The 10,987-nt window shown below is 74.1% G+C and carries 11 protein-coding genes; 2 read left to right on the forward strand and 9 right to left on the reverse strand.

Annotated elements, in window-relative coordinates; genetic code table 11:
- Positions 1 to 7: 7 nt before the first annotated feature.
- From recN to ACWDD7_RS26185, 4 genes are all read right to left on the reverse strand, one after another.
- On the reverse strand, positions 8 to 1,726 hold the full coding sequence (gene recN, locus ACWDD7_RS26170) for a DNA repair protein RecN (protein ID WP_450459169.1): 1,719 nt from the start codon (positions 1,724 to 1,726) through the stop codon (positions 8 to 10).
- A gap of 160 nt (positions 1,727 to 1,886) precedes the next feature.
- Complete coding sequence (locus ACWDD7_RS26175) at positions 1,887 to 2,789, reverse strand: NAD kinase (RefSeq protein WP_450459158.1); 903 nt, start codon at positions 2,787 to 2,789, stop codon at positions 1,887 to 1,889.
- Positions 2,786 to 3,601 (reverse strand): TlyA family RNA methyltransferase, encoded by an 816-nt coding sequence (locus ACWDD7_RS26180; RefSeq protein WP_450459159.1) that lies wholly within the window; start codon positions 3,599 to 3,601, stop codon positions 2,786 to 2,788. The genes ACWDD7_RS26175 and ACWDD7_RS26180 overlap by 4 nt, the downstream gene beginning before the upstream one ends.
- A gap of 33 nt (positions 3,602 to 3,634) precedes the next feature.
- Positions 3,635 to 3,919, reverse strand: coding sequence for a hypothetical protein (locus ACWDD7_RS26185; protein ID WP_450459160.1), 285 nt, complete (start codon positions 3,917 to 3,919; stop codon positions 3,635 to 3,637).
- A 42-nt stretch (positions 3,920 to 3,961) separates the two neighbouring features.
- Here ACWDD7_RS26185 and ACWDD7_RS26190 point away from each other — a divergent pair, with 42 nt between their 5' ends.
- Complete coding sequence (locus ACWDD7_RS26190) at positions 3,962 to 4,309, forward strand: sterol-binding protein (protein WP_351879859.1); 348 nt, start codon at positions 3,962 to 3,964, stop codon at positions 4,307 to 4,309.
- On the opposite strand, the gene ACWDD7_RS26195 is transcribed toward ACWDD7_RS26190, so the two are convergent.
- The 4 genes from ACWDD7_RS26195 to ACWDD7_RS26210 all read right to left on the reverse strand — a co-directional run bounded on the left by ACWDD7_RS26195 (position 4,293) and on the right by ACWDD7_RS26210 (position 8,341).
- Positions 4,293 to 5,105, reverse strand: a complete 813-nt coding sequence (locus tag ACWDD7_RS26195) for an ABC transporter ATP-binding protein (RefSeq protein WP_450459161.1) — start codon at positions 5,103 to 5,105, stop codon at positions 4,293 to 4,295. The genes ACWDD7_RS26190 and ACWDD7_RS26195 overlap by 17 nt on opposite strands.
- Positions 5,106 to 5,136: 31 nt before the next feature.
- A complete protein-coding gene (locus tag ACWDD7_RS26200; protein WP_450459163.1) occupies positions 5,137 to 6,183 on the reverse strand; it encodes a FecCD family ABC transporter permease in 1,047 nt (348 codons plus the stop codon).
- Entirely contained in the window at positions 6,180 to 7,223 is a 1,044-nt protein-coding gene (locus ACWDD7_RS26205) for a FecCD family ABC transporter permease (protein WP_351879868.1), read from the reverse strand. The genes ACWDD7_RS26200 and ACWDD7_RS26205 overlap by 4 nt, the downstream gene beginning before the upstream one ends.
- Positions 7,224 to 7,312: 89 nt before the next feature.
- Positions 7,313 to 8,341: an HAD-IIA family hydrolase gene (locus tag ACWDD7_RS26210; RefSeq protein WP_450459164.1), complete on the reverse strand. Its 1,029-nt coding sequence runs from the start codon at positions 8,339 to 8,341 to the stop codon at positions 7,313 to 7,315.
- A 68-nt stretch (positions 8,342 to 8,409) separates the two neighbouring features.
- Here ACWDD7_RS26210 and ACWDD7_RS26215 point away from each other — a divergent pair, with 68 nt between their 5' ends.
- A complete protein-coding gene (locus ACWDD7_RS26215; RefSeq protein ID WP_392219316.1) occupies positions 8,410 to 9,693 on the forward strand; it encodes a DUF1015 family protein in 1,284 nt (427 codons plus the stop codon).
- A gap of 94 nt (positions 9,694 to 9,787) precedes the next feature.
- Here the strand turns inward: ACWDD7_RS26215 and ACWDD7_RS26220 are convergent, their stop codons facing one another.
- A complete protein-coding gene (locus tag ACWDD7_RS26220; protein ID WP_450459170.1) occupies positions 9,788 to 10,555 on the reverse strand; it encodes a hypothetical protein in 768 nt (255 codons plus the stop codon).
- Positions 10,556 to 10,987 lie beyond the last annotated feature (432 nt).

The raw sequence follows: 10,987 nt of genomic DNA on the forward strand, positions 1-10,987 counted from the left end.
AGTCCCCCTACTGGTCCGCCCGCGCCGTCGCCAGCAGCTCCTCCGCGTGGGCGCGGGCCGTCTCCGAGTCCTCCTGGCCCGCCAGCATGCGGGAGAGTTCACGGATGCGGTCCTCGCCCTCCAGGACCTTGACGCCGGAGCGGGTGACGGAGCCGTCGTTGGTCTTCTCGACCAGCAGCTGCCGGTCGGCGAAGGCGGCGACCTGGGGCAGGTGGGTGACGACGACGACCTGGGCGCTCTTGGCGAGCTTGGCCAGACGGCGGCCGATCTCGACCGCGGCCTTGCCGCCGACGCCCGCGTCGACCTCGTCGAACAGGTACGTCGGCACCGGGTCCGTGCCCGCGAAGACGACCTCCACCGCGAGCATCACCCGGGACAGCTCACCGCCGGACGCGCCCTTGGCGATGGGCCGCGGCGGGGCGCCCGGGTGCGGGGCGAGCAGCAGCTCGACCTCGTCCACGCCCGAGGGGCCGTAGGCGACCGTGCGCCCGCCGACCTCGACGCCCTCGGGGTCCTCGGTCTGCCGGATGTCGAAGGAGACACGCGCGTGCGGCATGGCCAGCGAGGCCAGTTCCGCGGTCACCGCGGCGGCGAACCGCTCGGCGGCCTCGGCACGGGCGTCGGTCAGCGCCTGGGCGAGGGCGCCCAGTTCGGTGCTCAGCGCGTCCCGCTCGGCGGTCAGCTCGGCGATCCGCTCGTCGTCGCCGTCCAGCTCGGTCAGCCGCGCGGCGCTCTGCTCGGCCCACGCGAGCACGGCGTTCACGTCCTCGCCGTACTTGCGGGTCAGCGCGTTGAGGGCGGCGCGGCGCTCCTCGACGGCGGCGAGCCGCAGCGGGTCGGCGTCCAGGTCGTCGGCGTATCCGGCCAGCTCACCGGCCACGTCGCCGAGCAGGATGCCGATCTCCCCGATCCGTTCGGCGAGCGCGGCCAGCGCCGGGTCGTGGGAGCGTACGGTCTCCAGGGCCCGGTGGGCGCCCGCGACCAGGGCCTGGGCGTCGATGCTCTCGGGGTCCTCCGGGTTGCCCGCGAGCGCGGCGTGCGCGGCCGTCGCGGCGGAGGACAGTGCCTCGGCGTGCCCCAGCCGCTCGGCCTCCTCGGCCAGCTCCACGTCCTCACCGGCGCGCGGCTCCACGGCGGCGATCTCGTCGAGGCCGTAGCGGAGCATGTCGGCTTCCTGCGCCCGCTCGCGTGCCCGCGTGGTGATCTCGTCCAGCTCGGTGGCGACGGCCCGCAGCCTGCGGTAGGCCTCGCCGTACTTGGCGAGCGGCACGGCGACCGCGTCGCCCGCGTACCGGTCCAGGGCGCCGCGCTGCCGGGACAGCTTCAGCAGCCCCTGCTGGTCGGTCTGCCCGTGCACGGCCACCAGGTCGTCGGCCAGCTCCGCGAGCAGCCCCACGGGCACGCTGCGCCCGCCCAGATGGGCCCGCGAGCGGCCCTCGGCGGAGACGGTACGGCTGATCAGCAGGGCACCGTCGTCCAGCTCGGCCCCGGCCTCCTCGGCCCGTACGACGGCCGCGGCGCCCGCGGGGACGGCGATCCGCCCCTCCACGACCGCCTTCCCGGCACCGATCCGCACGAGCGCCGGATCGGCCCGCCCGCCGAGCAGCAGCCCCAGGCTGGTGACCACCATGGTCTTGCCCGCACCCGTCTCACCGGTGACCGCGGTGAACCCCGGCGACAACTCGACTACGGCATCGTCGATGACCCCGAGCGACCGTATCCGCATCTCCTCCAACACGGAACAGACCTTACGAGGTCCGGGGCGGCGAGCGCACATGCCCCGGCCCTTCCCGCCCCGCGAAGCGTCCCGGCCCAGGGACGCGGGGAACCGCGCGAGACGCCACGGCGCACCCGCGCCCACCGACGAGACAGATCCCCCGGCGGCGCTAGTGGGCGCCTCGCCATCCCGTCGTCGGCAGCGCGAACTTCGCCACCAGCCGGTCCGTGAACGACGAGTGGTGCAGCCGGGCCAGCCGCACCGGCACCGCCCCCCGCCGCACCTCCACCCGCGCCCCCGGCGGCAGCTCGATCGTCCGCCGGCCGTCGCACCACAGCACCCCCGGCGGGATATGCGGCAGCACCTCCACCGCCAGCACCGAGTCCGGCGACGTCACCAGCGGCTTCGCGAACAGGGCGTGCGCGCTGATCGGCACCATCAGCAGCGCCTCCACCTCGGGCCACACCACCGGTCCCCCGGCGGAGAACGCGTACGCCGTGGACCCGGTGGGCGTGGACAGCACCACCCCGTCGCAGCCGAACCCCGTCACCGGCCGCCCGTCGATCTCCAGCACGACTTCCAGCAGCTTCTCCGCGCCGGCCTTCTGCACGGCCGCCTCGTTCAGCGCCCAGTCGGTGTGCACGATGTCCCCGTTGCGGTGCACCACCACATCGACGGTCATCCGTTCCTCGACCTCGTACGACCGCGCCACCACCCGGTCGACCACCCGATCGAGGTCATCGCGTTCCGCCTCCGCGAGGAACCCGACGCGCCCCAGGTTGACGCCGAGCATCGGCACCCCGGACGCACGGGCGAACTCCGCGCCCCGCAGCAGCGTCCCGTCGCCGCCGAGCACGATCAGCAGCTCGCAGCCGTCGAGGCACGCCGGGGTGGCCTCCCGCACCAGCTCCACCTCGTCGGGGAGCGGCAGGTCACGCGCCTCCTCCTCCAGCACCCGCACACCGATGCCATGCCTCAGCAGCCCCTTGACGACGAGTTCCGCGCTGCGGATCGCCGCCGGCCGCCCGGTGTGGGCCAGCAGGAAAACAGTACGCGCCAGATTCTGTGTCAACGCGGCCCCTCCGCCACTGCACGCTCGACGTCGGCCGGGTCCAGGCGGGGGGCGCCGGACCGCAGCCACAGGAAGTACTCGACGTTGCCCGAGGGTCCCGGCAGCGGACTCGCGGTGACGCCCCGCACTCCGAGCCCCAACTCCCAGGCCTTCTCGGCCACCCCGCGCACGGCCTCCGCCCGCAGCTGCGGACTCCGTACGACGCCCCCGCTGCCGAGCCGTTCCTTGCCCACCTCGAACTGCGGCTTGACCATCATCACGAGGTCGGCGTCCGGCTTCACGCACCGCTTCAGGGCAGGCAGCACCAGCCCGAGCGGGATGAAGGACAGATCGCCCACGACGAGATCCACAGGTTCCCCGTCGATCGCGTCGAGCGTCAACTCCCGCACGTTCGTCCGGTCCTTGACGGTGACCCGGGCGTCACTCTGCAACGACCAGGCGAGCTGCCCGTAGCCGACGTCCACGGCGACGACATGGGCGGCCCCCGCGCGCAGCAGGACATCGGTGAAACCGCCGGTGGACGCTCCGGCGTCCAGCGCGCGCCGGCCCTCGACCACGAGCCCCTGCGGTACGAAGGCGGCCAGCGCGCCGGCGAGCTTGTGGCCGCCCCGGGAGACGTAGTCGGGATCACTGTCGTCGGCCTGGACCACGATCGCGGCGGCGGTCTCCACCTGCGTGGCCGGTTTGGTCGCCACGGTCCTGCCGACGGTGACCCGCCCCGCGGCGATCAGCTGGCTGGCGTGCTCACGCGAGCGCGCGAGCTTCCGGCGGACCAGCTCCGCGTCCAGACGACGGCGTGCGACTCCTGCCACGTTCGGTTCAGCTCCTGCATCGTTGTGACGGCATCAAAAGGGGTGACCCGGAGGTTCCGGGCGGGCGTCGAGCGCGGTGAGCGCGTCGCGCAGCCCCTGGTGTACATCCTCGTACACCTCGACATGTCCGTCGGTGGCGAGGTGGTCGGCATCGGCCAGGCGCGCCAGCCGGGCGTCGACCTCGGCGTCGCCGGTGGGGGTGCGCGGGAGGTTCAGGGGGGCGGGGGCCGCCGGATCGTACTCGGGTTCGGGCACGGTGCGGGGCTCGGCCCGCTCGGCGGTCCCGGCGATCTCGGCCTCGGACACGGACTCGCTCATGCCCAGACGCTACATCGAATCGCCGGGGTACCGTCGGTGGCGATGGCCACGATCGAGGAGTGCCGCGCCGCGCTGCGCAGGCTTTCGGACAGCATGGGGGCCGCCGAGGGTGACGTGCGCGCCGCCGCCGCGCTCGAACGCTCGGTGAGCTGCCACATCACCGACCTGGACGTCACCTTCGCCGGGCGGATGACCGGGGGGCGCCTGGACGTGCTCGACACCCTGCCCGGACCCCCGCGCGAGCGGGCGCAGATCCGGCTGGCGATGGCCGGTGACGATCTGCTGGCCCTGGTGGACGGCGGGCTGCACTTCGCGACCGCCTGGGGCAGGGGCCGGGTGCGCCTGGAGGCGAGCCTGCTGGATCTGTTCCGGCTCAGGAAGCTGCTGTGACCCGCTGAGCACGCGCCGTGCGAGCGGCCGGCACCACCAGCGGGGTGCCCGTCTCCGGGTCCTCGATGACCTGGCACTTCAGCCCGAACACCCGCTCCACCAGCTCGGCCGTGACGATGTCGTCGGGCGCGCCCTCGGCGATCACCTCGCCGCCGCGCAGGGCGATGAGGTGGGTGGCGTAGCGGGCCGCGTGGTTGAGGTCGTGCAGGACGGCGACGAGGGTGCGGCCCTGGGTCTCGTGCAGTTCGGCGCAGAGGTCGAGGACGTCGATCTGGTGCTGGATGTCGAGGTAGGTGGTGGGCTCGTCCAGGAGCAGCAGCGGGGTCTGCTGGGCGAGCGCCATCGCGATCCACACCCGCTGCCGCTGTCCGCCGGAGAGTTCGTCCACGTACCGCTCGGCCAGCTCGGCGACCCCGGTCCGCCGCATGGCCTCCTGGACGACCCGCTCGTCCTCGGCCGACCACTGGCGCAGCAGGCCCTGGTGCGGATAGCGGCCCCGGCCGACCAGGTCGGCGACGGTGATGCCCTCGGGCGCGACGGCGGACTGCGGGAGCAGGCCGAGGGTACGGGCGACCTGCTTGGCCGGCAGCGACTGGATGGCCTGCCCGTCCAGGAGGACCTTGCCCCGGCTGGGCTTCAGCATCCGGGACAGCGCCCGCAGCAGCGTCGACTTGCCGCACGCGTTGGGGCCGACGATCACGGTGAAGGAGTGGTCGGGGATCTGGACCGACAGCTGCTCGGCGATGACGCGCCGGTCGTAGGCGAGGGTGACGTGCTCGGCGGACAGGCGGTTCACAGTGCTCCTAGGGGGTTGGTGCCGACGGCGCTCATATCCGGCCCGCCCGGCGCTCGGTGACCAGCAGCCACAGCAGATAGCCGCCGCCGAGGACGCCGGTGACCACGCCGACGGGCAGCCGTCCCGCGCCGAAGACCCGCTGCGCGGCCCAGTCGGCGGTGACCAGCAGGGCGGCGCCCATGCACAGGGAGGCCACCAGGTTGGGGCCGGGTGAGCGGGTGAGGCGGCGGGCGAGCTGGGGCGCGGTGAGGGCGACGAAGCCGACCGGTCCGGCGGCGGCGGTGGCGGCCGCGGTGAGCAGCACGGCGCTGACCATCAGCACCAGCCGCACGCGCTGCGCCGGCACGCCGAGGGCGCCCGCGGTGTCGTCGCCCATCTCCAGCATCCGCAGGCCCCGGCCGTGGGCGAGGACCAGCGGGACCAGGACGGCGCAGAGCCCGAGCAGCGGCCACACCTGGTCCCAGTCACGGCCGTCGAGCGAGCCGGTCATCCACACGACCGCGCGGGCCGCGTCGACGAGGTCCGCCTTGGTGAGCAGATAGCCGTTGACGGCGGTGACGACCGCGCAGACCCCGATGCCGACCAGGACGAGCCGGTACCCGTGCACGCCCTGCTTCCAGGCGAGCAGATAGACGGCGAGCCCGGTGGCCAGGCCGCCGATCAGCGCGCCCAGGGTGACCTCGGCGGCGCTGCCGGACATCAGCACGATCACCACCAGCGCGCCCGCCGTCGCCCCCTGGGACAGGCCGAGCACGTCCGGACTGCCCAGCGGATTGCGGGAGACGGACTGGAACAGCGCGCCGCCGAGCCCGAGCGAGGCGCCGGCCAGCAGCCCGACGAGGACCCGGGGCAGGCGCAGTTCGCGGACGATGAAGTCCTGGTAGGCGTCGCCGTTCCCGGCGAGCGTCTTCAGCACGTCGGCCGCGGGGATCCTGGCGTCGCCCGTGCCGATCAGCGCGACGCCGGCGGCGAGCGCGGCGGCCAGCAGCAGGGCGACGACGATCAGCGCACGCGGCTCCAGACGCAGCGACAGCCCGCCCGGGACGCGTACGGCACGGCTCCTGGGACGTGTCCTCACAGCTGGGCCGCCCTCCGCCGTCGTACCAGGAAGACGAAGACCGGGCCGCCGATGACCGCGGTGACGATGCCGACCTGAAGCTCCGCCGGGCGCGCCACGACACGGCCGATGACGTCGGCGCCGAGCAGCAGCACCGGCGCCAGGACGGCGGCGTACGGCAGGATCCAGCGCAGGTCGGGACCGGTGAAGGAGCGCACCGCGTGCGGGACCATCAGGCCGACGAAGACGATGGGGCCGCAGGCGGCGGTCGCGGCGCCGCACAGCACGGTGGCGGCGAGCATGGCCAGGGCGCGGGTGCGGTCGAGGTGGGCGCCGAGGGCGCGGGCGGTGTCGTCGCCCATCGTCACGGCGTTCAGCGGCCGGGCCAGCGCGAGCGCGAGCAGGCTGCCCGCCGTGAGGAAGGGCAGCACCTGCACGGTGGTCGAGTCGGACGCCGAGGCCAGCGAGCCCACCGTCCAGAAACGCATCCGGCCCAGCGCCGCGTCGTCCATGATCATCACGGCCTGGAGGTAGCCGTACAGGGCCGCGCTGATCGCCGTACCGGCGAGGGCGAGACGGACCGGGGTGGCGCCCCGGCTGCCGCCGAGGAACCACACCAGCGCGCCCACGGCCGCGGCGCCGAGGAAGGCGAACCACACATAGCCCCTCAGGCTGGTGACGCCGAAGAAGGAGATGGCGGTGACGACGGCCGCCGAGGCGCCGGCGTTGATGCCGAGCAGCCCGGGGTCGGCCAGCGGATTGCGGGTGAGCGCCTGGAGCACCGCGCCGGACAGGCCGAGCGCGGCGCCGGACAGCAGCCCGAGCAGGGTGCGCGCGAGCCGCTCGTCCACGACGACGTCGCCGTACGTCCCCGAGCCGTGGAACAGGCCGTGCCAGACCTGGTCCGGGGAAAGCGCCTTGGCCCCGACGGCGATGCTCGCCAGGGCGACCAGCGCCAGGAGCGCGACGGAGAGCAGCAGCCCAAGGGGCCGTGCCACCCGACGGTTCGGGGGCGCGGGGGCGTTCGCCGCGCGCGGTTCCGGAGGACTGTCGACCAACACAAGGTTAGGTTAGCCTACCCTCGCTTGCGGTCGAGATCCCCGGGAGCGGAACGCCGCGAGAAACCGCCCGCCGCCGATGTGAAGGCGGCTCAGAGTCCGAGCCGCGCCAGCGCCTTCCCCCCGTCCAGCTCGCAGGAGCCCTCCCCGGCCGCCGTCCACGCCGCCGCGCACAGCGCGCGCAGCCCGTCCAGTGCCTCGCCCTCGCCGCCCAGCTCCAGCCGGTCCGCCCCGGCCGACGCCGTCCACCCGCCGCACCGGAAACCTTCACCCCCTCGGGTGATTTCCGGCTGCCCGGTGAGCAGCCCCCGCAGATCCGCGTCCACGTACGTCGGCCGGTGCTCCGGCGTCGCGGCCAGCAGCCGGGCGCCGTCGGTGACCCCGGTCAGCACCAGCAGCGAGTCCACCCCGCCGTTGAACGCGCCCTCGATGTCGGTGTCCAGCCGGTCCCCGACCACCAGCGGCCGCCGCGCGCCGGTCCGGAGGATCGTCTCCCGGTGCATGGGCGGCAGCGGCTTGCCCGCCACCTGCGGCTCCCTGCCCGTCGCGATCCGGACGACCTCCACCGCCGCCCCGTTGCCCGGCGCGAGTCCGCGGCCGCTGGGGATCGTCAGATCGGTGTTCGACGCGAACCACGGCACCCCGCGGGCCACCGCGTACGACGCCTCCGCGAACCGGCCCCAGGTCAGCTCGGGCCCTCCGTACCCCTGCACGACCGCCGCCGGGTCGTCGTCCGCCGACTCCACCGGCACGAGGCCACGCTCGCGCAGCGCCGCCCGCAGGCCCTCACCGCCGATCACCAGCACCCGCGCCCCGGCCGGCACCTGCTCCGCGATCAGCCGCGCCACCGCCTGCGCCGAGGTGACGATGTCCTCGGCGCCCGCCGGTATGCCCAGCTCGGTCAGGTGCTCGGCGACCGCCTGGGGCGTCCGCAGCGCGTTGTTGGTGACGTACGCCAGATGCATCCCGCCCGCGCGGGCCCGCTCCAAGGAGCCGACGGCGTGCGCGATCGCGTTCCCGCCCGCGTACACCACCCCGTCGAGATCGAGCAGCGCCGTGTCGTACGCCTCGCTCAGCGGCCGTCCGCTCTCCTCGGGCCCGGTCCTGACGCCCTGGCTCATATCCGCATCGCTCCTCGCTCGCTCGATTACCCCGATCATCCCGCATGCCGCTGACATACGATGCCGGGATGGACACTGCAGGTCACTCGGAAGCAATGGCGCGCCGGGGCCTGGAACTCACCCCGTTCCGCGGCCTTCGATACGACCCCGACCGGGTCGGCAGCCTGGCCTCCGTCACCTCCCCGCCGTACGACGTCGTGGTGCGGCCCGACGGGGTGCACCATCTCCAGTCGGCGGACCCCCACAACATCGTCCGGCTGATCCTTCCCGAGGCCCACACACCCAGCGAACGCACCGAGCAGGCCGCCGACACGCTGCGCGGCTGGCTGGCCGAGGGCATCCTCGCCGCGGACCCGGAACCCGCCCTGTACATCTACGAGCAGAGCGACGGCGACGGCATGCTCCAGCGCGGGGTCATCGGCACGCTGCGGGTCTCCGATCCGACCGAGGGCGTGGTGCTGCCGCACGAGGACGTCATGGCACCGCTGGTCGCCGAGCGCGCCGCCCTGATGCGCGCCACCCGCGCCAACCTGGAACCACTGCTGCTGAGCTACCGCGGCGACGGCACGGCCGCCGAGGTCGTGGAGCGCACCGCGGAGAAGCCGCCGCTGCTGGCCACGACCACCGAGGACGGCTTCCGGCACCGTCTGTGGGCGATCACCGACGCCGCCGACGTGGCCCGCATCCAGTCCGGCCTGGCCCACCACCAGGCCCTGATCGCCGACGGCCACCACCGCTGGGCCACCTATCTGCGCCTGCGGGCCGAGCAGCCCGCGCCCGGCCCGTGGGACTACGGCCTGGTCCTGCTGGTCGACACGGCCCGCTACCCGCTGCGCGTGCGCGCCATCCACCGGCTGCTGCACGGCCTGCCGGTGGCGGACGCGCTGGCCGCGGTGGAGGGCCTGTTCCGGGTACGGCACCTCCGGGTACCGCTGGCCCAGGCCCTGGCGGCGCTGGCGGACGCGTCCTGCGCGGGCAACGCCTTCCTGCTGGCCGGCGACGGCGACTTCCACCTGCTCGACCGCCCCGACCCCGCGCTGCTGGCCCGCACTGTCCCGGCCGACCGCCCGGCCGCCTGGCGCTCCCTGGACGCCACGGTCCTGCACGCCGCCCTGCTGGAACACGTCTGGCACATCCCCGAGGACTCCCCCGCGCACATCGCCTACATCCACGACACGGCCGCGACCGTGGAAAAGGCGGAACGCGACGGCGGTACGGCCGTGCTGATGCACCCGGTGCACGAGGAGGTCGTGCGCGACCTGGCCCGCCAAGGCGTCATGATGCCGCGCAAGTCGACGTCGTTCGGGCCGAAGCCGGCATCGGGGCTGGTGCTGCGGGCGCTGGAGATCTGAGCCTTCGGGAGACCTCCCGGGCATACGGGAGTTCGGGCACGCGAAAGGGGGCGGGTTCCGTCGGGAACCCGCCCCCTTCGCTCACCGATCCGCGTCAGTCCTTGTCCGCGTCACCCTCGGCGTCGCGCTCGTGGTCGGCGTCGCCGTCCAGCTCGTCGGCACCGGCGGAGTCACCCTCGCTCTCGTCCAAGGCGTCCACGAACTCCACGCCGTCCAGCTCGGCAAGCCGGTCGGAGGCGTCGGTGCTGCCGTCCCGGTCGGCCTCGACGGCCTTCGCGAACCACTCCCGCGCCTCGCTCTCCCGGCCGGCCGCGAGCAGGGCGTCGGCGTAGGCGTAGCGCAGCCGCGCGGTCCACGGCTGGACGGAGTTGGAGGCCAGCTCGGGGCTCTGCAGGGTCACGATGGCCGCGTCCAGCTGACCCATGTCACGCCGGGCACCGGCCGCGACGAGCCGCATCTCGACCTGACCGGCCTTGTCCAGCTTGTGCACCTCGGGGGCGCCGGCCATGTCGAGCGCCTTCTCCGGCCTGCCGAGCCCGCGCTCGCAGTCGGCCATCACCGGCCACAGCTCCACGCTGCCGGTCATCCGGCGGGCGGCGCGGAACTCCGCGAGGGCCTCGCTGTACTTCTGGTTCGCGTACGCCGCGAAACCGCCGGCCTCGCGTACGGCGGCCACGCGGGACGCCAGGCGCAGGGCCACCTTGGAGTAGCCGTAGGCGCCCTCGGGGTCCTCGTCGATGAGCCGCGCGACCATCACCAGGTTGCGGGCGACGTCCTCGGCGAGCGTCTTGGGCAGGCTCTGAAGCTCCTGCCGGACGTCCTTGTCGATCTCCTCGCCGGTGACGTCGTCCGGGATCGGCAGCCGCTTGATCGGCTCCCGGTCGTGGTGACGGTCCCGGTCGCGGTCCCGCTCGTCACGGAACCGGCCGCCACCACGGCGGTCGTCGCCCCGGCCGTCCCGCCCACGGAAGCCACCGGGCCGCCCACCGCGGTCGTCACGGCGCGGGCCACGGTCGTCCCGCTGGAACGACGGACGCGAGGAGCGCTCGCCCTCACGACGGTCGTCCCGACGGCCGTAACCGCCACCACGGTTGTCGTCACGACGGTCGTCACGACGGAAACCACCGCGGTCACCGCGGTCGTCGTCGCGACGGTGGGTGGGACGGTCGTCACGGCGGTCGTCCCGACGGCCGTAACCGCCACCGCGATTGTCGTCACGACGGTCGTCACGACGGAAGCCGCCACGGTCACCGCGGTCGTCGTCACGACGGTAGGACGGCCGGGAGTCGTCGCG

The organism is Streptomyces sp. NPDC001056 (assembly GCF_053598955.1).

Excerpts from the sequence above, each read along its gene's own strand:
- ACWDD7_RS26210 (WP_450459164.1), bottom strand. The coding sequence starts at position 8,341 with ATGAGCCAGGGCGTCAGGACCGGGCCCGAGGAGAGCGGACGGCCGCTG.
- ACWDD7_RS26215 (WP_392219316.1), top strand. The coding sequence starts at position 8,410 with ATGGACACTGCAGGTCACTCGGAAGCAATGGCGCGCCGGGGCCTGGAA.
- ACWDD7_RS26185 (WP_450459160.1), bottom strand. The coding sequence starts at position 3,919 with ATGAGCGAGTCCGTGTCCGAGGCCGAGATCGCCGGGACCGCCGAGCGG.
- ACWDD7_RS26190 (WP_351879859.1), top strand. The coding sequence starts at position 3,962 with ATGGCCACGATCGAGGAGTGCCGCGCCGCGCTGCGCAGGCTTTCGGAC.
- recN (WP_450459169.1), bottom strand. The coding sequence starts at position 1,726 with ATGCGGATACGGTCGCTCGGGGTCATCGACGATGCCGTAGTCGAGTTG.